This window comes from Flavobacteriales bacterium (assembly GCA_016699575.1).
In the GTDB taxonomy this organism is placed as follows: domain Bacteria; phylum Bacteroidota; class Bacteroidia; order Flavobacteriales_F; family PHOS-HE28; genus PHOS-HE28.
Genome location: CP064979.1, coordinates 2,070,469 through 2,093,003, shown reverse-complemented (window position 1 = coordinate 2,093,003; position 22,535 = coordinate 2,070,469). Strand labels below are relative to the sequence as shown.

The window sequence follows — 22,535 nt, the reverse complement described above, 5'->3', positions numbered from 1 at the left end:
CGCTCCTCTTTGCGTCCTTCGAGCCCTTTGTGGTACGATACGCATCAGGGCTTATAGAGCACCGTGTTACTGTCGATGCCTTCGAGGATCTCCACGTGCCCCGGATCGCGCAAGCCGATGCGTACTTCGGTGCGTTCGTCAGCGTTGGTGAGCACATGTGTGCCGTCCACCAGGTAACTCGCAGGGATGGTGATGGCGCGCTCCTTCCGTTGCAGGAGGATGTTCGCTTCGGCCGTGATGTTGGGGAAGAGCTTGGGCGGCGCCTTCACGAAACGTGCCTCCACGGTGAAGGTGCGCGAGCGTGGATCCATCAAGGGAATGATGCGGGTGACCGTGGCATCAAAGGCCTCGTCGTAGAGTTCGAGGGTCACGGCTACAGCCTGCCCCACCTGAACCCGGGCGATGTCCTTCTCGTCCACCTCCAACTCCAGGTACAGGTCCGTTGCGCTGCCGATCACGGCGACGGCTTTCTGCGGTGTGGCCAGCTCGCCCGGCTCTACCAGTAGGTCGTAAACGATCCCGTCGATGAGGCTAGCAGGTGAACGATCGTCGTTGCCCGCCGCGCTGATGGCAGCATTGTTGCGCGCCACTTCAAGTTCGGTGCGCAGGCGGTCGCGCGTTTCGGTTAGCGCTTTGGCAGCGCGCGTTACTGCGGCCCTGCTCGTGTTGTAGGCCAGCTCGCGCTGCTCCAATTCGCTTTTGCTGCCGATCTGCTGCGCCCACAGCGTCTTTTGCCGTTCGTAGTTCGCGCTGTCCACACCGAACCGGTCGCGGGCCTGTTCCAGTGACTCGCGCAGTTGCGCCAACACCGGGCCGTTGTCCGATGCGTTCTGCTCCAACAACCGCACTTGCGCAGACGCGCTCCGGGCCGATGCGCTCGTGCTGCGGTCATCGATGCGCAACAGTGGTGTCCCGGCCTTCACCGTATCGCCCTCCCTCACCAGCAAGGCCACGACCTGTCCCGTTGCCGTGGGGAAAACCTGGTACTGCCCAGCGGCTTTCACCACACCGCTGGCATACACGCTCTCGGCAATGGGCCCCACCGTGGGCTTGGTGGTTTCGCGGTCGTTGCCGCAGGAAGCAAGCACGAACAGCACGGCCGCTCCGCCTTTCCACGATCGGATCATGGGGCGAAGGTCGTGCACCGCCGCTCATCATTTCCGGCGATCGTCAGGGCGACCGGCCCGAATACCTTGGCCGCGCCCCGATGCTTTTCTCTTGTGACCGCGTCCCGGACCTCCGGCTCAGCCTCAACGAATCGTTGCACATGGTGCACCGCGAGGACTGGAACACCGTTGCCCGCGGTGCTGGCCTCTACTTGCAATACGACCACCTGCTCGCCTTGGAGGACCGCATGAACGGCGGCATGGACTTCCGGTATGTGATCTACTACGGAAAAGGGAACCGGCCTGTTGGCATCGCCTGCTTCCAAGTGGTCGATCTCGAAGACCGTGGCAGTGCCTATGGCGACAAGCTCTGCCGCTTGGGCAAGCGCGTGGGCAGCCACATGTTCGAGGATCGGCGGGTGCGCTGCCTCGTTGCCGGCAACGTGTTCCACGCGGGCGACCACGGAAGCCATTTCACCGAGGAGGTCACCATGGAACAGCGCATAGCCACGGTTGCCGACACTCTACAGCGCCTGGAGAAAGGCGATCCGTTCCCCACAAAGGCCAGCGCATTGGTGGTGAAAGACATCGTGCCACCGCAGGCTTCCGCCACGCCGCTCAGCCCCCCCAAGGGTTTCCACCTGATGCGCACGGACGTGAACATGGTGATGCCCATCGACCCCGATTGGAATTCTCTGGACGATTACCAAGCCGCGCTCACTGCCAAAGCGCGCACACGTTTGAAGAACGTGATGAAACGCTCCGAGACCCTCACGGTGAGCATGCTCGATGCAGCCGGGATCAAGCAGCACACAGATCGCTCACAAGTATTGCTGGACAATGTGTTGGCGCGTTCTCCCTTCGTCATGGGGCGGTTGAACGTGTCGGTGTACACGGACTGGAAGCGGCAGTTGGGCGATGCGTTCCGCTTCCTCGCCTATGAGCTCGATGGTGCACTGGTCGGCTTCAGCACGGCGTTCGTCAACGGCGATACGCTCGATGCCCATTACGTGGGACTCGACCACGAACACAACGAGCGTCACGCCATCTACCAGCGCATGCTCATCGACCACTTGGTGTGCGCCCTGCAGTGGAAATCGGCGCGCATCAACTTCGGTCGCACGGCCGAACAAGCGAAGAGCAACCTGGGCGCTGTGCCGGAGGACATGTACTTCCTGGTGCGCCACCGGAACCATGTGGCCAACAAGTTGATCGGCCCGTTGCTGCGGAGCGTTCAACCCAGCGTGTTCGAACTGCGCAACCCGTTCAAACGCGCTCTCGCCTGAGATGGACTCCCTGACACAGATCGTCCTGGGCGCAGCCGTTGGTGAAGCCGTGCTCGGTCGGAAAGTCGGGAACAAGGCCATCCTCTGGGGCGCCATCGCAGGCACCATCCCCGACCTCGATGTGCTGGCCCGCTCGCTCTTCGATCCGCTGCGTGCCAACGAACTGCACCGCGGCATTACGCACTCCATCTTCTTCAGCGCGGTGATGGCACCCGTGCTGGCCTGGTGGCTCAAACGGCACACGGCATCACTGTTGTCGGTTTTCACATTGTTGGTGGCGCTCACGTTCGTGCAGAGCGCGGAGAGCATGGCCGTGCGCGCCCTGCTGCTCGTCATCACCGCGGCCTTCATCCTGCTCATCTTCCGCAGAAGGCGCAACGAGGACAGCGGCACGCGCAAGGAGTGGACGCGACTGTTCTGGTGGAGCCTCGTAACGCACCCGCTGCTCGACTGCCACACCACCTGGGGCACGCAGCTCTTCTGGCCGTTGCCGTGGAAGTTGAGCTGGAACAACATCTTCGTGGTGGACCCGCTCTACACCGTGCCGTTCATGATCTGCGTGGGCGCGGTGATGTTCATGCGGCGCGATAGATCCGGGCAAATGCCCGGACGGCGCCGATGGGTCAACTGGTTCGGCATCGGGATCAGTTCCGCATACATGCTCTTCACCATCGTTTGCAAACGCACGGCCGTTGGGGCCATTGCAGCATCGCTGGAGCGGCAGCACATCGCGTACACGGACTTCTCCACCAGGCCCACGCCCTTCAACAGCATCCTTTGGACGGTGAACGTGGATGCCGGGGACCACTTCCTCCTGGCCTACCATTCATTGCTCGATACCAAGCCCGAAGTGGAATTCGTGCGTGTGGAAAAGGGCTTGGAAAACCTGGGACCCTGGACCGGTCACGAGAAGGTGCGGCGCCTTGAAGTCCTTGCCGATCACAACTTCGTCGTTCGGCTGAAGGGCGACACCATCGTCTTCAACGACCTGCGTTTCGGGCAGATGGGCGAACCCGCACCGGACAAACCCTTCGTGTTCTCCTACCTGCTGATCCCGGACGGTGACGATCTGCGCGTGGCCTTGATCCCCCCCGGCCCGCCGAAGGGCGAAGACTTCGGAAGCCTGATGAAGGAGCTCTGGGCTCGTGTGAAAGGGGAATGAACGAAGAACGCGGACCGGAGCCCGCGTTCCTTGCCATGCATTCCGCTGCTCAGCCGAACTGGGCCACCACCATGAACATGAGGGCGATCGTCACGGCCCAGTAACCCCAGTTCACCATCATGTACTTGAACGACTTGCGCTCGAACAGCGCGTTGGTGACGATGATGGGCAGCACCACGACAACAGAGAGGATGACGCTATGGGCAAGACCGTGGGTCCAGCTGCTGTAGCGGGCCACGTACGCATCGATATGCCCCTTCAGTTCAGTCCCGAACGCCGTGGTCGCATCGATGCCCATGCCGTGCTCCATCACCGGCCTGAAGAACGCATCGAACATGGTGCCGTGGTCCGCTAAGATCTTGTACGCGAGCCCGAACAAGAAGGCCATGACCAAGCTGATACCGTAGATCACCGGCATATTGGCGCCTTTGATCTTCTCATCGGTCATTCCGGCCGCGTTCATCCAAGCGGTGCCGAAGACCTTGGGGTTGTACCATATCATACCGACGAGCATCGGCACCAGGGCCGCGAGCAGTTGAACGAGCCAGTTGACTTGCATGATCTTGGGGGTTAGGTGAAGCGCCAAATCTATTCGGCTGCCCAACGCCTCATCCCAGGCTTGCCAGCCAGAACAACCTGGCGCTGGACACTACAAGCAGTACAGCGATGCCACGGTGCACCCACGTCATCACCTTGATCGACAGCAAGCGGGCCAGGCGCGGCGCGAACCAAGCCTTCAATAGGTCGCTAGCAAGGATGCCCACAAGCACGGCAACGAAGAACCAGGTCCTGTCGTGTGCCGCGGCGTATGCATTGGTAGCGTGCAGGACAAGTCCCGTCCACACCGCGAAGACGAACGGGTTCACGAAATTGACCAAGAAGCCGCTGGTGAAGAGCCCCAGCGCATCGCGTTTGCGAAGCACAACTTGAGAAGGTCCGGTGCGCGGCGTCTTCAGCAAATAAAAAAGACCCAGCACGAACAACAGAATGCCCCCAAGCAGTGCGAGCACCTGGCCATTGAGCGGAGCGCCGAACAGAACCCGCGCGCCTGATGCGCAGATCAACAAAGCCACGACATCGGAAATGATGATACCCATCGCAACCAATGCCCCGCCTTTGAACCCATGCTCCATGGCTGCGCGAAGCAGCGTGAAGAACACCGGACCCAGCAATAGCGCAGTGGCCAGTCCAATACCGAGACCTTGAACGAACGGCATTGGGCAAAGGTGCTGCAGGATGTGCGACCGATCGAGGATCAGCCTTCACAACGACGCCCTCCACGGTGCGACCCAACTGCTCCTGCAAACCCTACAGTGTTTTTTGTGATTTGTTGGCGTTACCCCGTATCCCGGCACGATAGCTTGGCTCACATGCGCATCATGCTCTTCGCCACCCTGGCCGTTCTTGCCACGAGCTGTAGACCGCAAGGGCCTTACGCCACGGAAACCCGTTGCATAACCACAGCCTGGGAAACACTTGAACAGCTCGGCGATGAACCCTGCCCGGGCTGGTCCTCAACTCACTTCGCCGTTCTGCTCGTCACCGACAGCACGGAATATCTGTTCGGTCATCCCTATCCCAGCGATGACTTTGCAGCCGATCCTTCGTTCCTCGGCCCGGGCACCGTTGTTTCCCGACCGCGGATGTTCCCTCCCAACTTGTTGGCCACCATGCCCGCCGTGAACGGCCTGCCCACGGTCGTGATCGGCACCTTGGCGAACACCGGGCTTTCGCCAGGCGAATGGACGAGCACGCTGTTGCATGAGCACTTCCATCAAGTACAGTTCAACAGGCCCGGATACTACGATGGTGTGAACGCACTGGAACTCTCCGGCGGCGACGAGACAGGTATGTGGATGTTGAACTATCCCTTCTGCTATACCGATACTGCGGTAGTGCACGCGTTCGATCGATACAGAAGCGCACTGCTCGCCGCCTTTGCCCCAGGTAGCACCGGCATGAATGCTAGGAACGACATGATAGCTGCTGCGCGCAGAGCGCTGTTCACCGGGCTGAGCCCCAAGGATGCCCGATACTTGGACCTCCAGCTTTGGCAGGAAGGCACCGCTCGTTCCATGGAGCAACATGTGCTGGAACTGCTGGTGGCGAAGGACATCACTTGGAAGGAGATCGACGCCGATACACGGAGTCTGGCGCAGGCGGTCGAGACTAACGCCATGGAGGAGCTCACACGGACCGACCTGGCCAACGACCAACGCATCTGCTTCTATGCCGTCGGGTGGGCAGAAGCCCGTTTGGCCGTGCACCGTGGTGCTTCCTTCTGGAGATCGTACTTCGAGCAACCCTTCACCACGGCAACGTACTTCCAACGTTGAAGTGCAAGCACGACCTTCGTGGCGATCCGTTCACCATGAGCAGCATCAGCAGCAACAAAGCCCCCGAGCCCGTAGGCCACTACCCGCATGCCCGCCGAGTGGGCGATCTGCTTTTCCTCAGCGGCGTGGGCCCGCGCGAACGCGGCACGAAGAAGATCCCCGGCGTGGAGCTGAACGCCGATGGAACCATCGCCTCCTACGACATCGAAACGCAGGTGCGCAGCGTGTTCCAGAACGTGAAGTGGATCCTGGAGGACAGCGGCAGCAGCTGGGAGAAGATCGTGGACGTGACGGTGTACCTCACGAACATGAAGGATGACTTCCCGACTTACAACCGCTTGTGGAAGGAGTACTTCGAGAAGGACCCGCCGTGCCGCACGACCTTGGAGATCAACTGCCTACCGACGCCGATCGCCATTGAGCTGAAGGTTGTGGCGACTGTTTGATCAGCGCTGAACCAGGATGCGCGCGGTCCGCGGTACATCCCCATTGACGCGCACAACCACCAGATACATGCCATCCGAAAATCCGGAGGCAAGGTGGATCGTGTACGCAGGGCTCAGCACCGGTACGCGCTCCGTGAACACGCTGCGACCGGTCCCATCGACCAACTCGATCGTGCCCGAACCACTGGTGAAGGCACTGCCCAAAGCGACGGTGAGGCGGTCATTGGCCGGATTCGGGAAAACCTGCAAGCTGTTGCCGAGAGCATGGTCGGCGATACCGGAAGAGCCGCTGTACTTCATGACGGCCGCTGTGGGCAGGCAGTTGAACGTGGCATGCACGCTGCCATCCGTGGGGTCCACGTCCAGGTCGGTGAGCTGGGCGAAGCCGGCATGGCTCAGGGTGTCCAGCGCATTGAACGTGCTGGTGGCCCCATCCACCGCGTACACGCGTTTGCCGATGCTGCCGGAGTTGCCGAGGACCGGATGCGTAGCACTGCGGAAGGCGAGCAGCATGTTGCCGCCGCCGAGCTGTGAGTTGGTGCTGTCGCCGAACTGCGTCCACGAAGCGCCATTGAGCGTTTTGATGAAAGGCGTTCCGCCGAATGCTTGCATGGTGACGAAGAGCGCACCGCCGCCATTGCGGAAGATGTTGCTCTGGTATGGCGTGAAGGGCGCATGCGGCGTGATGGTATCGCCCACCATCGTTTCGGTGCCGCCGTCGAGCGCACGCATGAACTGGCGGTTCTGCACGGAGACCACGTACACGAGCTGGTTCGTAACGGTGCAGCCTACGGTATGGTCGCCGGTGATGCCGTAGAGGTTGAGATCGGGGAAGACGCCCTGGGGCAGGGTGTAGCTCAGGTTCCACGCCGCGCCATCGAAGGTGAGCACCCGGCCATCGGTACCATGCACCACCACGGGCGTACCGTTGTCCATGATCAAGAAATCGTAGTTCGTGGACCAGGTGCCGGAGATGCCGCTACCGAGCGCGGTCCATAAGCCAGCGTCCAGGCGGTACACTTTCAGCGCGGTGTTGCTCACGGCGAGGTACACTTCATCCGCATGGATCTCCAGATCGAAACCACCGATCAGACCGGTCACGTCGGTTGGTACGGGCAAGGCGCTCCACGCCGATCCGTCCCACTCGCGCACGCTCAAGCCGAAGGGCTCGAAGCTGACGGCCACGGCGCTGCCGTCGCTGCGGAATTCCATCTCCGCCGAGCCGGAGGGCAATGCGCAAGCGCTGCCCACATAGGTCCAGCTTTGGGCGTTGCTGGTGGCGACGAGTGCGAACAGGACGAGCGTGGAGAGCTGCTTCATGCGTGGCGTGTTGGTGTGGCCACAAAGCAAGACCGGCCGCAGATGCGTGTCGATCCATACAAGTACGGATTCGGCATCCCGAGAAGTATGGATGTGTCAGGCGAGACCGCTGGCCACCGCGTACTTGATAAGGCCCACCAGGGTGCGCGCGCCGGTCTTCTCCATGATGTGCAGGCGATGGGTGTCCACCGTTTGCTTGCTGATGAAGAGCTTCTCCGCGATCTGCTTGCTGGTGAATTCCTGCATGATCAGGTCGAGAACTTCGCGTTCGCGTTCGCTCAGCGCCTTGGGAAGGGTATGGCCCTTGGCCTGCTCGCGCTGCCGTTTCAGGATGCGGGTGAGCAGGTCCTTCTCGAAATGGATGCGGTCATCCAGCACATCGTCGATGGCCGCGAGCAGTTCATCCTTGCCGGAGTTCTTCAGGATGTAGCCGTCCACTTCGGCGAGGAAGAGGCGATGCACGATTTCCAGTTCGTCGCTCATGCTCACCACGATCACGCGCACCTGCGGATGCTCTTGTTTTATGCGCGTCATCAGTTCCAGGCCGTCCGTACCGCCGGGCATGCGCAGGTCGGTGATGACCAACCGAATGTCCTTCATGCGCAAGGCAGCGAGCAGTTCGTCACCGTTGGTGGAACGCCCCAGCACACGCAGATCGGGACGTGTTCCAAGTACGAGTTCCAGCCCGTCCAACACCAGCGCATGATCATCCGCGAGCCAGATGCGCGTTGCCTCCTTGTTCATCGGTCCGTAGCGTTCATGGGTACTTCCACCTGCACACTGGTGCCTTCGCCGGGTGCGGAGCGAAGGTGCAAGCGGCCACCGATCAATTCAAGCCGTGCGTGAACATTGCGCCAACCGAGCCCATCGCTGCGCTCCAGTTCGGCCGTGTCGAAGCCACGACCATCATCGGTGATGGTCATACGCAGGGCTTGTTCGCGCTCCAGCAGGATCCTGATCTCCTGCGCCTGCGCGTGCTTCAGCATATTGTTCGTCACCTCTTGCGCGATCCGATAGAGCGCGATGCGGACCGCTTCATCCAGCGGGATGTCTTCCGAAGCACTGGTGAAAAGCACGCGCACCGTGCCGCTGGTGCTCAAACGTTCCGCGAGTTCGCGCAGAGCGGGTACCAGACCCAGGTCTTCCAGGGAGCGCGGCATCAGCCGGTGGGACACCTGCCGCACGTCGCGCGCGGCATCGTCGATCATCGCGCGCGACTTGTCCAGTATGGTTTGTTCCCGTTCATCGCGACCGTGCAGGACGGAGGTGCTGAGCTTGATGGCGCCGAGCTGGTGACCGATGCCATCGTGCAGATCCGCCGCGATGCGCGCACGTTCAGTCTCCTGCGCGCCCACCACCTCGCGGAAGCGCTGCAACTGTTCTTCGCGCAAGCGAAGCGCATGCATGCGTTGGCGCTGCAGCTCGCGGCGCTTGTACACAACGAAGGAGAGAAAACCCACGAGCAGCACGCTGAGCACACCCGCACCAATGATGCGTTGATTGCGCTCGCGCAGGGCCAGGTTCTCGATCTCCTTCTGCTGCGTGTCGAAGATCGCCTGGTAGTGCGCGGCGCGGTCGGCGGTGCGCGCGTTGAAGAGCGAATCGCGCAGGATGTTGTGCTGGCGGTAGAGCATCATGCACTCCACGGCACGGCCGCAGAGGCCCATGGCGTTGGCCAGGCTCGATAGGGCGTACATGCGGCCTTCGAGGTGACCGCCGCGCTCGTACAATTCCTCGCCTTCGCGGAAGATGTCCAGGCTCTCTTCACAACGGCCGGTCTCCATCAGCAGGATGCCGCGCTTCATCAGCGCGAAGGCGATGCGCTCCGGGTCGCCGGTGCGGCGCGCATACCGTTCGCCCAGGTGCGCCAAACGTTCGCCTTCCACAGTGTCCTTCTCCGCTCGGAAGCGCAGCTCGAAAAGGATGCCGTAGAAGGTGGCCAGTTCCGAGGCGTTGTCCTGCCGCAGCAGAACGGGTTCGGCCCGCTCCAGGTAGTAACGTGCGGAATCAATGCGGCCTTGTTCCCAGAGAACGGCGCCCATGTTGCGCTGGCATTTCGCGACCAGGGTATCGGCGCCGATGCCTTGCGCGATCGTGATGGCACGAGCGAACCAGCTGCGGGCCTCGTCCTTGTGCCGCAGGTAGTAGTGCGCGCGGCCTACGCGCATGGTGGCCTGCGCGCGCGACAGGTCATCGTTGACGCGTTCGGCCTGCTCTAGTTCGGTCAGGTATTCCTGCAGGACACCGGCATAGTCGCCAACGCGGAAAAGGCTGTCCGCGCGTGTGCGGTCGGTCGCCCGCGCGCCGATGCATGCAAGTAGCACCGGTACAAGCATCCAACAGCGGGTCATGGCCGAAGAGGTCATCGGCGTTCAATATCGGGATCGTTGTTGAAGTGCTCCGCAAGCGCATCGATCCCTGACGAATTTTTCCGCCCAGAACACATGGTGCTGCTGTGCGGCGCGTTCTAGTATCGTGCGTCTTCGTTGACCGCGTTGTGCATTTCCAGAGCCTGACAGTGTGCCTGAACGTGTGAAGCCACGGACCTGACCGCTGCCGTTCCTCATTTCCGCATCGCCATCAGCTTCCCGTAAGTGAGGCTGCGCCACGCCCACTCGAAGGGGCCGAACTGGAAACGCGCCAACCACCAGCGGCTCCAGAGCACCTGCACGATGAATACGGCCAAGGCGAGGGCCTCGAACTGCCAGGCGCTCACGCGCGTGCCCCAGCCAAGTCCAAGCCCGGTGAACAACGCGAGCGCGATGAGGGTCTGCATCAGGTAATTGGTGAGCGCCATGCGGCCCATAGGCGCCAACGTGAGAAGTCGCTTTTTCCATCCTTCGTTCAACCAGAGCAAGCCGAAACCACTCGCGTACGCGATCGCGAGAGGCACCACGCCGAAGGCATAGCTCACGGCGCGCAGCAATGAGGCGGGCTCAGGTGGATAACCAACGTGATGGTCGGCCCACCACATCAGTACCGAACTGGGCAAGCCGATGAGTAGACCGCCGATGCAGATCCGCTTCAGCAGAAATGCGTGTTGTTCCACATCCACGAAGAGCTTGCGCCGCGACACCCACAGACCAAGCAGAAAGAGACCGAGCACTTTCGGTGGACGATTGCTCTCCACCAGATTCAAGAAGCGGAAGATCCAGCCGCGCTCGTTCGCGCGGAAAAACTCGGACCAGCCGCCTTCGGGAAGTGCGAGAAAAGCCGCGAACGTGGAATTGCCGTATCGCGCATCACTCGCCTCCATCCATTCGATCATCGGCTTTACCGGATCGAAACGCGCGTTGGTGAGCACCACGGCCGCATCGATGAGGATCGGCGAAAGGATCAGTGCAGCGGCTGTGATCAGGAGCGCGCGGTCGCTCATCCCTCGGAACAGTGGCAGCAGCAGACCGAGCAGTGCGTAGAGGAAGAGGATGTCGCCCGCCCACAGGTAGCGGATGTGCAGCCAGCCGATCAGCAGCAGGATGAACATGCGCCGGTAGAAGCGCCAGAGCCCATCGCTGCCCTTGCCCAGGAAGAAGCCGAAACCGATCCCGAAGAGCATGGAGAAGATCGAGTAGAACTTGCCGTCGATGAGGATGGTGTGGAAGGCCTTGAGCGCATCGTCGAGCCCAGCGCCCGGCAACGCTGCTCGCGCATCGGGCGGCATGAACATCCAGACCGACAGGATCGCGTAGTTGCTCCAAACCACACCGAAGAGGGCGAAGCCACGCAGGGCGTCGAGGAGGTCGGTGCGCTGGGTGTTGGGGGCGGCCATGCGCCGAAGATCGTGCTCACCGCTTCACCACCACCCGCGCCGCTTTCGGGCCTTGCCCTTCCACGCGCACCATCACGAGGTACAAGCCTTCCTTCCACTCGCGCGACAGGTCAAGCGGTTGCAGCGCGTTGAAGAAGTTCACCTGCTCTGCATGCACACGGCTGCCGGTGGCATCGAACACTTCGATCACCGCGCGCTGGCCGAAGAGCGCTGGTTCCGCTACGATGTTGAGCAGGTCGCTCGCGGGGTTGGGGTATACGCGGAGCGCATCGCCATTGCCAGCGACTTCTTCGTCCAAGGGTGGCACATCACCGATGGCGGTGATGCAACCGGGATCGTTGATGCGCGCCACCACCACATCATCAACGAAGTAGTACGCCACGCTTCCGGGCACCCCCAGATCGGCGCCCGCCCCTTGGGCCAGGAACGAACCGATGGTGATGTGGTCCACAGCGCTTTCCGGGACCACCACGCCGCAGATGTTCGTCCAATCCTCTGAACAGATGACCTCACTCGATAGGACGGAGGGCTCCACCTTCAATGTCGCATAGGACAGTTGGCTCAAGGGGCCTTCGGTAAGGACCGCGTCCAGCCCTCCGATGCAGAGCATCTGGCGCGAAGTGGCAACGTAATAGGAAACGAGATATGGTTCGCCGGGCACCAGCGGCTCAGAGAGCGCGGCCTGGATGTATTCAACGTAATCGATCCCGGCGGATTCACGGAGGATCTGACCGGCCATGCCCTTCCCGCTCCGCGAAAGGAAACGTCGTGTGCCACTGATGCCAGGCAAACCGGGGTTGTCCTGGGTCCAACTCATGGGGGCGCAGCTATTGAACGGATCGCTCGAACTGACGTTCATGCGTCGCCAGCCCGGAACGAGTTGCGTGCCGACGCCGCCCATGTCGGTCACCTCGGCCAGATGGACGGCACAGTGCTCTTGCTCCAGACCGTGATTGGGCACCAGGACCGGTCCGAGGCAGATCTCATCCACGCAGCCGTTGGCCGTGAGCGAAGGCGTTGCCATCAACCCGATGCGGCCCTTCGCATCCGCGAGACCGCTCCAACTGTATACACGGGCATAGTAGGTCTGGCCCGCGGTCAGCGCCGGCAGGTCGAGGATGTTCCCGTCGCAAGCGATGCTCGTAAGGCTGCCGGATGTGCCGGAGAACAGCTCGATGGTCACATCCTGATCGGCCTCGATGGCCAACCGCCCCAGCGCCGATGTGGCCGTGAACGTGAACCAGATGTCGTCATCCGCCGCATCGTCCACCTGGCAATCGGCGCCGGGCTGGCTTTGCGTGGCGCCTGCGGTGGTGAAGAACGCGCTGTAGGTATCGGTGTAGTTCAACAACATGGCTCCTGCCGCCTCGTCGTTGTTGCTCGTGGAAACGCCGGAAATGTAGGCGCATGTACCGGCGGCCCCAGGGTCGGGATGATAGGCACGGTAGAGGTATTGCCGGCCGACGGTGAGCCCGGTAAGCGCGAACGGACTTGGACCACAGCCAAGCACATGGGCATTGAGCACGGCAGCGTCGGTGGACACCGTGTCGAACACTTCGATCATGAACGGAAAGGCGCCGGGCGCTTCTTCCTCGAAAAAGTTGTTGCGCGGCATAGCTGCCACGATATGTGCAGCGGCGCTCGCGGTGAACGTGAACCAGGTATCGTCATCCGATGAGCCGGAGCAGTTGGCGGCCAGGCTCTGCGATGCACCGAAGGTCCAGAACTGCTCCATGGGCCAAGCGAACGCTGAGCCGATGGGAGCAACGAGCGCCCCGCCCACCTCATCGTTCACCGGCTGATCGAACAGCATCGGGGTGAAGCGCATGCCGATCGCGGTGCTCGACACACGGATGCGGTACTCCGTTCCTGGTGTCAGACCGGTGAACAGCGCCTTCGACGTGGTGTTGAAGCATCCCAAGCTGGTGAGCGCACCGCACGCACCGGAGAACCACTCGATGGTGCCCATGCCATACACGATCACCATGCCCGCGCTCGTATGGGTCGCGGTGAAGCGGTACCAGAGGTCCTTGAACGGCAGGCAGCCGCCCGTGCCGTCGTCCGCCAGGTTGTTCCGCACCGGAAGGATGGAGGAATAGTCCTGCGGCGAACTGAACGCAAGCTCCAGTGCACCGTCGCAGACGTCGTTCTCCACCGGTTCGCGCACCGCGATGCGGAACGCCTGTTGCGTAGTGGACTCCACCTTGATGAAGTACTCCTGGCCCACGGTCAGCGCGTCCATCACCAGAGCATTATGCATCCCCGTGGATGAGAACAACTGTGTTTGTGATCCACACGCCCCGCTGTATATGGTGCATCCGGGGTAGCCGTCACCAGCCGTTCTGAACCCGTCCACCAACAAACGGGGCTTGGTCGCGGTGAAGCGGTACCAGGCCGCTGCGGAGGAGTTGAAGAGGTGACCCTGCGCGTATTCCACGCCGCCGCTCTGAACGGCGAGCACCCCGGCCGATATGCAAGCGTCATTCGGCATCGGCGCGAAGGCCCACACCTTCATGTTCTTCCTGGAAGACGTGGTGGCATCGATCTTCACATGGTACGTGTTGCCGGGTACAAGGCCTGTGAATTCGCGCTCCGGACCGGTCTGACCCGCGCCTTCGCACACCAATGAGCCGCAGCCACCGCTGAACAGGGCCACGTAACCGCTGCCTTCGGTGACGAACAGCACACTCGGTCCCGGAGCTACGAAGGAGATCCACGCGTCGTGCTGCTGCACATCGCACGGCACGGTGCTGCCGGTGGTATGTATGGTCGACAGGCTTACCGGCAATGGTTCTTCACCTGCCAAGGTCACCTCCATGGCATGAGCACCAGCGCATTCATCGTTGGTGGCGGGCGCGAACACCGCGGCCATCGCACGCAAGGAGATCTCCGGATCGGTGCTTTGGCTGTAAACGCGAATGTGGTACTCCGCACCTGGCGTAAGTCCGGCGATGATCTCCTGGTCGCAGGCAAGGCTGGTGAGCGCGCCGCATGTGCCGCTGAACCACTCCACCACGTTATCCTGCCCGGCGAAGAGCGGTTCCAACTCGAACATATGCGCGGCATGGGTCGCCGTGAACCGGAACCAAACATCATCGTTGGAAGCCGCTCCACCACCGCACGCTGCCTGGCTCTGCGTGGCACCCACCGAGCTCACTTCCGTTGCAGGACTGGCCTGTACCGCCCCTGCGATCACCGGCAGCTCGATGGCACCGGAACACGCATCGTGCGATGGAGCGGAGACCACGCCGATCCACGTGGTGCAGTCGTTCGCCGTGCAGTTGGGGTTGGCCTGCATCTGTACACGGAAATGGTACGCGGTCCCTGGCGCCAGACCGTTGAACACCATATTCCCCGAATTCTGCACGTAGCAACCGATGCTCGACAAGGTTCCGCACGACCCGCTGAACATTTCAATGATGGCGAAATCGCTATCGGCGCCCTCGGTGACCAGCCAATGCTGCGCAGCCGTGGCCGTGAACCTGAACCAAGCCGTCAGGCAGAGCGAACTCCCGCTGCATGCTGTTACCGGGTCGGGTACCGCATTGCTGTACCAATCACCGTCCATGGGGATCAGTTCTTGCGGCACATTGGTGGGCGAGACTTGAAGGTCGAGCGCCGTGGCGCAAGAGAGGTTGCTCCCTACCTGGGCGAACCCGATCAGCGGTGCGATGAGAGCTACAAGGAGGATTGCACGGCACATGGCAACTGGCTTTGGTGCCACCAAGGGAGCATGACCGCGAGCGCAGAACAAGCTGGATCGATCGAACGCGGGGAATGGTGAGTGAGCGTTGTACGTATAAGTATGACAGACATGAAATCCTCCCTCTTGGAGCGGTGTACGCCGACACGAAACCGGTTCCTTTCAATAAGTTCGTGAACCTGAACCCGCCCCATGATCCTCAAGACCATGCTGGACCGGCTCCATGCGAGCCTCACTTCCGGTCCCTCGCTCAATGCACGTCCACACAACAGTCGACAGCGAGTGGATGTGATGGAATTCAACCATCTGAAGAGCATTGACCCCGCAAAACTGATCGCAAGCCTTCTGACCGGGAAAGGGACCATCGATGTACCAGCCAAAGTTCCGGTGTTCGTGAAACCTGAACTGCCAGAGGAACAATGGACCGACGAACAGAAGAAGGCGAAAACCCTTCATGACCGACAGGCACGCGTACTGAACAAGTTGCGTGATATCGCCGAAGACGCGAACGACTACTACAATGACCATGGTGAACAGGCTTTGTTCATCGGATTCCCGCTTGTTTCAATTCCATCACGCAGTGACCGTGGTGCGGCGACGAAACGCGTCCTTGCGCCAGCGTTGCTCTTGCCGATCAACATGCGTGTACGGCGCGGTGCTGGCGCCGGCGTTACGATAGAGCTCGTTGGAGATGGCGCTGACCTCATCCAACCGAACCCGGGACTCCTTGCCTGGATAGAACAGCAGACCGGCAGGAACACCGATGATCTCTTCGCTGACGATAGCGGAGAGGAGCCATGGAAAGAGATAGCCGAAGTGCTCGTACGCATCGAGCAGGCCGCAGGCATCGACGAACCTGTGACGTTCACGGCGGAGAGTCTACTGAGCGCAGCCCCAAGGACGGAAGACCTGCCGAACGAACCGGCCGTGCTACCGTGTGCTGTCCTTGGGCTCTTTCCCTTGACGAATCCAGGGCTATTGCGCGACACGAAGTGGATGATGGAGAAGGAGGCTGAATTGGTCGGACCGGTCAAAGCATTTCTCCACGCCGATGCATTGGCCGAACCCGAGGACAGCGCACTACCGGATGCCATCGAACACGACCATACGTCATCCGCTGGATCAGCATCCGTGAAAGACTTCGCCCAGGAGCTCTTAGTTACGCATGCCGATCCATGCCAAGCAGAAGCGGTGCACCACGCGCGCATGAGCCAAGCGCTCGTGGTACACGGCCCGCCAGGAACCGGAAAGAGCCAGACCATCGCGAACATCATCGGAGACCACCTGGCACGCGAGCAACGCGTACTCTTCGTGTGCGATAAACGGACCGCGCTGGATGTGGTGAAGTACCGTTTGGACAGCATGGGGCTAGGTGACCTGTGCGGGGTGGTGCATGATCCGCAACGCGACCGCAAGGACCTCTACTTGAAGATGCGCGAACGATTGGAGGAGCTTGCGGAAGAGAAACCCCTTCCGGATCCCGCTTCGAACCTGTCGTTGATCAATGATCGATTGAACCTCCTGCATCGCGAGTTGCGGGGGTACTTCGACCGCCTTCACACGGAGGCGACCGACAGCCCTTCTTTCCATCGCCTTTGCGGCGAATGGCTTGAACTGCAACTCGGCGAAGTCGTGTCACTACCCATTCTGGAGGGACTGACGCTCGACATGATCGACAGGAACCGGACCGACATCGAAGAGATCACCAAACGTGCGGTGAAGGCGCGTTGGCCCGAAAGCCCAATGCAGGATTCCATCCGCATGACGCTTGCGGACTATCAGTCCACCGACATCAGGCGCTTGAGCACCGGACTGGATGAGGCCATGAAAGCCGCCCTGGTGATCGATGCCGAACACGGAACGAACGAGCTTCCGTTACCGGGGGCACAAGCCTTCGATCACCTTGCACAAGCACGCAGAACGCTTGCCGAAGCCATAACAGAGGCCGCATCGCGCGCACCATTGGAGCTGGTGGGTCCTCTACAGCAGTTGACCGACCGATCGATGCTCATCAAAGAGATCGAGATCCACCAAAAGGACCTTGGCCCCTTGGAGCATCCGCTTGACAGGGAAATCCAGTTGCAGCTGGGTGGCCGAATGCCTGAACTGACCGAATGCAACCAGCGGCTCCTTCGCATCAAGGAGTGGGAGGTCGTAAGCACGAGTTGGCGGCGCTGGTTCGCAGGCAAGCTGAAACGTGCGGCCAAGGAAGCACTTGAACCGTTCGGTCTCGGGCTGATCGAGAACGACATCCAACGCGCCAAGACATACCTCGAAGGAGCGCGTGTTCGGCACATCTGGACCGACCTCTACAGCAGAACCCTCGGCACCACAAGCCCTGGATCTCCAGATGACCATGTCCTGCTCCGCTTCGCCAAGGGCACACCGACCTTGTGTGCATTGCTGGATCACATGGAGCTACCGATCCATGCTTCGATACAGGAACTCGCCCTGGCTTCGCTGCGAACGACCGATGAAATGCTCGCATTCAGCGAACGCCTGCGTTCTTCCGCACGGTTGAGCGAAGGCCTGCATACACTCCAGCAACAGCTGACCGCTCTGGAGTTCTTCACGGACAATGTTCTTTCAAACCGGATGGATGACATGCGGAAAGGACACTCCATAGCCTCTTGGCTGGACAGGGTCATTGAATTCCTGCCCACTCTGGAGGACGCACTTCGAATGCTGGATCGCTCATCCACACTTCCACCCCCCTTGCAAGAAGCCATGAAAGCGGTCGTAACCCAAGGGCTATCCTATGCGCTCGCCGAACCTGCCTTGCGCAGCGTCGCCCTTCAGTTCGTGATCAGTGACAGGTTGAAGAGGGATCCGGAACTGTCGCGGATCGATACCGAACGCATCGAAGCCGGCTTCTCCGAACTCCTTTCACGCACCCAGGAGAAGACCGAACGGGTGCGCGATCGCATCACGCATGCTTGGCAGAAACGGTGGCGCAAGCGTTTGTTGGCTTCGACCGGAGGCCGACTGAACAACCTAGGTGCAACACTGCGCCAACGGCTCTTCGTGCGGGGGCAAAAGGCCATGAAGCTGCGCCAGATGATCGCCAGTGGAGCGAGCACTCCGGATGGGGACCCATTGTTCGACCTATGCCCGGTATGGATGGCAAGTCCATCCACCGTTGCCCAGATCTTCCCACGCGAAGCCTTGTTCGATGTGATCGTATTCGATGAAGCCAGCCAGTGCCGATTGGAAGAAGCGCTACCCGTGCTGCTCCGTGGCAAGCGAGTGGTGATCGCCGGCGACCCAAAGCAGCTGCCCCCTACCCGGTTCTTCGAAGGCGCCTTGACCGAGAGCGACGATAGCGACGCTGAAACGGCCGAAGATCTGTTCGTGAGCCGCCAATCCCAAGCGGAAGACCTGCTGAGCTCCGCCTTGAACTTGAATGTGCAGGAGGCCTTCCTCGATGTCCACTACCGCTCCCGCAACGAAGCGCTCATCGGTTTCAGCAACCAAGCGTTCTATGGAAGTCGCCTGCAACCCATACCGGGGCATCCCAAGAACAAGTTGATGCGAACGCCGATCGAGCTGATCCGTGTGGATGGAACATACATCGACCGCACCAATCCCAAGGAAGCGGAAGCCGTGACTGCACTCGTGGACAAACTCTTATCGGAGACGGATCCACCTTCGATCGGTGTCGCCTGTTTCAATATCACACAACGCGATGCCATCCTGGATGCGCTTGATAAACGTGCATCCGCGAATGCGGACTTTGCCATGCGATTGCAGAACGCCCGCCTGCGGAAAGGCCGAGACTCATTCGAGGGTTTGTTCGTTAAGAACCTGGAGAACGTTCAAGGTGATGAACGCGACCACATGATCATCTGCACCACCTTCGGGTTGGACAAAGAGGGCAAGTTCCGACGCAACTTCGGAGCACTTTCACGCGCCGGCGGTGAGCGCCGGTTGAACGTGCTGGTGACCCGTGCGCGGGACAAGGTGCATGTACTTACCTCCATTCCTCGCTCCGAGTACGTGAGCACGACGCCATTGGCCGAGGGCCAGACGATGACCGGCCGTCATCATCTCTACGGTTATCTGCGCTACGCGGAATACCTCGCCGATATCTTCAAGAAATGGCAGGAAGAGGTGAACACCTTGCATGAGCGTATCATGTCGGATACCGAAATCCACGAGACGAAGGCACCGTCACGGGTTGCTGAAAGCCTTGGAAATTGGTTCAGTGCGAAGCATGGCATCGGCAACCGGGTGTATTGGGGAAATGATGGTTTCTGCGTGGATGTTGCATTGACGCATCCGGGACATCCCGCCGACGTAACTATCGGCGTGCTCACCGATTTCACGCGCTATCGGAAGACACCTGATCCGATCGCGTGGGAGCTTTTCCGAAGTACGGTCCTGATATCCCAAGGATGGGATCTGCACAGGCTCTGGACACCTGCTATCTTCCGGGATCATGGCAAACACCTATCGGACATCCGCGGGAAGCACCAAGCGGCGTCGATGACCACCCAGATGAACTAGTTCATCCTCAGCTACTCGGCTCAACGAGGTCGAGCGTCACCTCCTCACCACCACCCTTGCCGCATTCGGCGCCTGCCCTTCCACCCGCACCATCACCAGGTACAAGCCCTCCTTCCACTCCTGCGACAGTTCAAGCGGTTGCAGCGCGTTGAAGAAGTTGACCTGCTCTGCATGAACACGACTGCCCGTGGCGTCGAACACTTCGATCACCGCGCGCTGGCCGAAGAGCGATGGATCCGCTACGATGTTGAGCAACTCGTTCGCAGGGTTCGGATAGACGCGTAGTGCATCACCTTCACCAGCGCTTTCATCCAACGGCGGCACATCGCCGATGCTGGTGATGCAGCTCGGGTCGTTGATGCGCGCCACCACCACATCGTCGTAGAAATGGTAGGCTGTATTGAAACTGTTTATCGTGCCCTCGTGGGTGTATGACGCACGGTCGGGGAAGAAGCTACCGACGGTGATGTTATCATAGGCGGCGTCGGGTACGACGATCCCGCAGATGTTCGTCCATGCGCCCTTCTCCACCATGTCGTAGGTGACCACTTGCGGTTCGGCGTCGAAGGGGGCGTAGGTGCCTTCGACCATGGGCCCGACGCTCAGCAATGCGCCCAAGCCGTTCACCTTCACATCGGAGCCTTCGGAGAGCACAGCGTTGAAGGAGACCAGATAGGGTTCACCGGGAATCAGCGGTTCGCTCAATGGCGCCTGGAGGTATTCCCTGTAATACTCGGTCTCCAACCCAAGGCATCCGCCCATGCCCTTGCCGGATCGCGACAGGTTCTTGTTCAAGGTGATCACCGTGACTTCCGCAGGCACTTCGCCCCGGACATCGAATGGCACACAGCTGCCGTATCCGCCGGAGGAACCTCCGTGCAAGCGGAATTAGCCCTACCTCTGCATTAGCCCACTTGCATCCAATAGGGGCCGCAAGGAAGGCCTTGGGGCAACGTCGGATCGACCAGTGACACGCCGACCACGACAACATGAAATCCACCCGTGCCATCATGCGCTACACCGTGTTCGCCACAGCCTTGATCATCGTTTCCTGCACGGCACAGGATCGTCCCGAACAACAGGTGGGTGAACAAGGCCTTCCCGGGTCGGATATGCCGAGTACCGAAGCGGTCACGGATATCATCTCCAAGCACGGGTTCGGGAGCGGTCTTTTGGATAAGGATGGCGTCCTCTGGTTCGGGACGCTCGGATCCGGCGTGTTCCGATACGACGGCAGTGCATTCAACCAACTGACCACGCGGGACGGTCTGTGCAACGCTAAGGTGCATGACATCGTCCAGGACCAGGACGGAGCGCTCTGGTTCGGCACCGCAAAGGGCCTGTGCCGGTACGATGGGCGCGCATTCACAGCCATCCCCTTGCCCTTCAAGGACACCACCGGCGGATGGCTCGATGAGATGTATCCCATGATCGATCCCAATGCCGTGCATGCCTTGGAAGTGGATACGAACGGCGACCTCTGGATCGGGACCGCCGGAGGTGGAGCCTACCGGTACAGCGGAAAGGCGTTCACGTCCAACCTCACCGAGATCGGAACAAAACAATCGGACGGGCGCACCTACAATTGGATCCCGTGCATCGAAGCGGATCAGAAGGGCCACTTATGGTTCGCCTCCATGACCCACGGTGGAGCCATGCGTTACGCCGATGGAATCTTCACGCAGTTCCTTGTGAAGGATGGATTGAGCGAGGATATGGTCCGTACGATATACACCGATCGGAGCGGTACCGTCTGGTTCGGGTTCAACGGCAACCGCGCCAGCGGCTTGACCATGTACAAGGAAGGCGTCTTCACCACCTATTCCACCGCGGACGGCCTGTGTGACCCGAGCATCCACGCCCTGCTCCAGGACGCCACTGGGAAGTTGTGGATCGGGAGCGGAAGAGGTGGCCTCTGCGTCTTCGATGGAACCACGTTCACCCAGGTCCCGTTGGCCGATGGCGTTCCATTCGGTCATGTGCAATTCATCGTGGAGGATCGGGCAGGGGCCATCTGGGTCGGTGGTGGTGCGGGGTTGTGGAGGATCGTCAATGGATCGGTCAAGCGCATGATCCTGGTGGAATGAGCGAAGGCGCCTGTTAGGAGCCAATGGACATCACGCTCTTACGAACAGGCGAACACATGCTGGATGTGCGCGTGCGCCCTGCCGATCATTTCGACGGTGTCTTCAGCTCCGTGGTCTTCACCCTGCGGTGGGATGCTGTCACCGGCATCGTGCTGTCACCGGCGATCGCTCCTGAGAATGCACCACTCACCATCACGCACAGCGGACAGGTAACAACGAACGAAAACGCGATGTACCAGGTCTTCGCGGGCTTCGGCTTTTCCTCCTTGTCCGGCAACGGTGATCCATGGGAGGCCGGTCAGGAATACACGATCCTTACCATACCCTTCATCGGCAGTGGCGCGATCGAACTGATGAACGATGCGTTCACCACCGGACGCAACGGCGGCTACTACGTCACGCTCAACGGACACGATCATACCGGTTTGATCTATGATCACCTGAGCACGACCGTGGACAGGACCGCGAACGATGCCGATCCGCAACTGCTCGCGTGGCCAAGTCCGGCGATCGATGTGCTCAACTATTCCTCTTCGCCGGAAGACGTCGGCGGTCTGCTGGAGGTGCTGGATGCGGCCGGCCGCCGCGTATACAACGAACGCCTCTCCGCATCAACCGGACGCATCGACATCACCGGGCTGACTTCCGGCACGTATCTGTTGCGGCTCACGATCGGGGGGCAGGTGCGCGGCTTCTCCTTCCAGAAGCAGTAGAACACATCCTTGCCAACTTGAGCGGCATCGAGCCTAGCGCCCGGCAACGTTGCTCGAGCAACGGAAGACATGAATACCCACGCCTAGGACTGCATACCGGA

Annotated in this window: 16 protein-coding genes; 7 read left to right on the top strand and 9 right to left on the bottom strand. The window is 60.7% G+C overall.

Features of this window, described 5'->3' with window-relative positions:
* Positions 1 to 44: 44 nt before the first annotated feature.
* Positions 45 to 1,127 carry an efflux RND transporter periplasmic adaptor subunit gene (locus IPJ76_08560; protein QQR88245.1) on the bottom strand — a complete coding sequence of 361 codons (1,083 nt, stop codon included), beginning with the start codon at positions 1,125 to 1,127 and terminating at the stop codon, positions 45 to 47.
* 80 nt (positions 1,128 to 1,207) lie between these two features.
* Between IPJ76_08560 and IPJ76_08555 the strand changes: the two genes are divergently transcribed.
* Positions 1,208 to 2,392, top strand: coding sequence for a GNAT family N-acetyltransferase (locus IPJ76_08555; GenBank protein ID QQR88244.1), 1,185 nt, complete (start codon positions 1,208 to 1,210; stop codon positions 2,390 to 2,392).
* Position 2,393: 1 nt separating this feature from the next.
* Positions 2,394 to 3,554 (top strand): metal-dependent hydrolase, encoded by a 1,161-nt coding sequence (locus tag IPJ76_08550; GenBank protein ID QQR88243.1) that lies wholly within the window; start codon positions 2,394 to 2,396, stop codon positions 3,552 to 3,554.
* Positions 3,555 to 3,603: 49 nt separating this feature from the next.
* Here the strand turns inward: IPJ76_08550 and IPJ76_08545 are convergent, their stop codons facing one another.
* Both IPJ76_08545 and IPJ76_08540 read right to left on the bottom strand, forming a co-directional pair.
* Positions 3,604 to 4,113 (bottom strand): DUF1761 domain-containing protein, encoded by a 510-nt coding sequence (locus IPJ76_08545; GenBank protein ID QQR88242.1) that lies wholly within the window; start codon positions 4,111 to 4,113, stop codon positions 3,604 to 3,606.
* Positions 4,114 to 4,162: 49 nt separating this feature from the next.
* Entirely contained in the window at positions 4,163 to 4,771 is a 609-nt protein-coding gene (locus IPJ76_08540) for a LysE family transporter (GenBank protein ID QQR88241.1), read from the bottom strand.
* A 153-nt stretch (positions 4,772 to 4,924) separates the two neighbouring features.
* Between IPJ76_08540 and IPJ76_08535 the strand changes: the two genes are divergently transcribed.
* Positions 4,925 to 5,890: a hypothetical protein gene (locus IPJ76_08535; GenBank protein QQR88240.1), complete on the top strand. Its 966-nt coding sequence runs from the start codon at positions 4,925 to 4,927 to the stop codon at positions 5,888 to 5,890.
* Between the two features lie 35 nt (positions 5,891 to 5,925).
* Complete coding sequence (locus IPJ76_08530; protein ID QQR88428.1) at positions 5,926 to 6,336, top strand: RidA family protein; 411 nt, start codon at positions 5,926 to 5,928, stop codon at positions 6,334 to 6,336.
* On the opposite strand, the gene IPJ76_08525 is transcribed toward IPJ76_08530, so the two are convergent.
* From IPJ76_08525 to IPJ76_08505, 5 genes are all read right to left on the bottom strand, one after another.
* On the bottom strand, positions 6,337 to 7,656 hold the full coding sequence (locus tag IPJ76_08525; GenBank protein ID QQR88239.1) for a T9SS type A sorting domain-containing protein: 1,320 nt from the start codon (positions 7,654 to 7,656) through the stop codon (positions 6,337 to 6,339).
* Positions 7,657 to 7,752: 96 nt separating this feature from the next.
* Complete coding sequence (locus IPJ76_08520; protein ID QQR88238.1) at positions 7,753 to 8,400, bottom strand: response regulator transcription factor; 648 nt, start codon at positions 8,398 to 8,400, stop codon at positions 7,753 to 7,755.
* Positions 8,397 to 10,007 carry a sensor histidine kinase gene (locus IPJ76_08515; protein ID QQR88237.1) on the bottom strand — a complete coding sequence of 537 codons (1,611 nt, stop codon included), beginning with the start codon at positions 10,005 to 10,007 and terminating at the stop codon, positions 8,397 to 8,399. The genes IPJ76_08520 and IPJ76_08515 overlap by 4 nt, the downstream gene beginning before the upstream one ends.
* A 212-nt stretch (positions 10,008 to 10,219) precedes the next feature.
* A complete protein-coding gene (locus IPJ76_08510; GenBank protein QQR88236.1) occupies positions 10,220 to 11,425 on the bottom strand; it encodes a DUF418 domain-containing protein in 1,206 nt (401 codons plus the stop codon).
* A gap of 16 nt (positions 11,426 to 11,441) precedes the next feature.
* A complete protein-coding gene (locus IPJ76_08505; protein ID QQR88235.1) occupies positions 11,442 to 15,128 on the bottom strand; it encodes a T9SS type A sorting domain-containing protein in 3,687 nt (1,228 codons plus the stop codon).
* Positions 15,129 to 15,320: 192 nt separating this feature from the next.
* Between IPJ76_08505 and IPJ76_08500 the strand changes: the two genes are divergently transcribed.
* Complete coding sequence (locus IPJ76_08500; GenBank protein QQR88234.1) at positions 15,321 to 19,634, top strand: DUF4011 domain-containing protein; 4,314 nt, start codon at positions 15,321 to 15,323, stop codon at positions 19,632 to 19,634.
* Positions 19,635 to 19,670: 36 nt separating this feature from the next.
* On the opposite strand, the gene IPJ76_08495 is transcribed toward IPJ76_08500, so the two are convergent.
* Positions 19,671 to 20,480: a T9SS type A sorting domain-containing protein gene (locus IPJ76_08495; protein ID QQR88233.1), complete on the bottom strand. Its 810-nt coding sequence runs from the start codon at positions 20,478 to 20,480 to the stop codon at positions 19,671 to 19,673.
* Between the two features lie 143 nt (positions 20,481 to 20,623).
* Here IPJ76_08495 and IPJ76_08490 point away from each other — a divergent pair, with 143 nt between their 5' ends.
* Positions 20,624 to 21,721, top strand: a complete 1,098-nt coding sequence (locus IPJ76_08490; GenBank protein ID QQR88232.1) for a hypothetical protein — start codon at positions 20,624 to 20,626, stop codon at positions 21,719 to 21,721.
* A gap of 23 nt (positions 21,722 to 21,744) precedes the next feature.
* Entirely contained in the window at positions 21,745 to 22,434 is a 690-nt protein-coding gene (locus tag IPJ76_08485) for a T9SS type A sorting domain-containing protein (protein ID QQR88231.1), read from the top strand.
* The last annotated feature ends 101 nt before the right edge of the window (positions 22,435 to 22,535 follow it).

What these genes read in the sequence shown, in the direction of transcription:
- IPJ76_08560 (QQR88245.1), bottom strand. Translation starts at nt 1,127, where the DNA reads ATGATCCGATCGTGGAAAGGCGGAGCGGCCGTGCTGTTCGTGCTTGCT.
- IPJ76_08555 (QQR88244.1), top strand. Translation starts at nt 1,208, where the DNA reads ATGCTTTTCTCTTGTGACCGCGTCCCGGACCTCCGGCTCAGCCTCAAC.
- IPJ76_08550 (QQR88243.1), top strand. Translation starts at nt 2,394, where the DNA reads ATGGACTCCCTGACACAGATCGTCCTGGGCGCAGCCGTTGGTGAAGCC.
- IPJ76_08545 (QQR88242.1), bottom strand. Translation starts at nt 4,113, where the DNA reads ATGCAAGTCAACTGGCTCGTTCAACTGCTCGCGGCCCTGGTGCCGATG.
- IPJ76_08540 (QQR88241.1), bottom strand. Translation starts at nt 4,771, where the DNA reads ATGCCGTTCGTTCAAGGTCTCGGTATTGGACTGGCCACTGCGCTATTG.
- IPJ76_08535 (QQR88240.1), top strand. Translation starts at nt 4,925, where the DNA reads ATGCGCATCATGCTCTTCGCCACCCTGGCCGTTCTTGCCACGAGCTGT.
- IPJ76_08530 (QQR88428.1), top strand. Translation starts at nt 5,926, where the DNA reads ATGAGCAGCATCAGCAGCAACAAAGCCCCCGAGCCCGTAGGCCACTAC.
- IPJ76_08525 (QQR88239.1), bottom strand. Translation starts at nt 7,656, where the DNA reads ATGAAGCAGCTCTCCACGCTCGTCCTGTTCGCACTCGTCGCCACCAGC.
- IPJ76_08520 (QQR88238.1), bottom strand. Translation starts at nt 8,400, where the DNA reads ATGAACAAGGAGGCAACGCGCATCTGGCTCGCGGATGATCATGCGCTG.
- IPJ76_08515 (QQR88237.1), bottom strand. Translation starts at nt 10,007, where the DNA reads ATGACCCGCTGTTGGATGCTTGTACCGGTGCTACTTGCATGCATCGGC.
- IPJ76_08510 (QQR88236.1), bottom strand. Translation starts at nt 11,425, where the DNA reads ATGGCCGCCCCCAACACCCAGCGCACCGACCTCCTCGACGCCCTGCGT.
- IPJ76_08505 (QQR88235.1), bottom strand. Translation starts at nt 15,128, where the DNA reads ATGTGCCGTGCAATCCTCCTTGTAGCTCTCATCGCACCGCTGATCGGG.
- IPJ76_08500 (QQR88234.1), top strand. Translation starts at nt 15,321, where the DNA reads ATGATCCTCAAGACCATGCTGGACCGGCTCCATGCGAGCCTCACTTCC.
- IPJ76_08490 (QQR88232.1), top strand. Translation starts at nt 20,624, where the DNA reads ATGAAATCCACCCGTGCCATCATGCGCTACACCGTGTTCGCCACAGCC.
- IPJ76_08485 (QQR88231.1), top strand. Translation starts at nt 21,745, where the DNA reads ATGGACATCACGCTCTTACGAACAGGCGAACACATGCTGGATGTGCGC.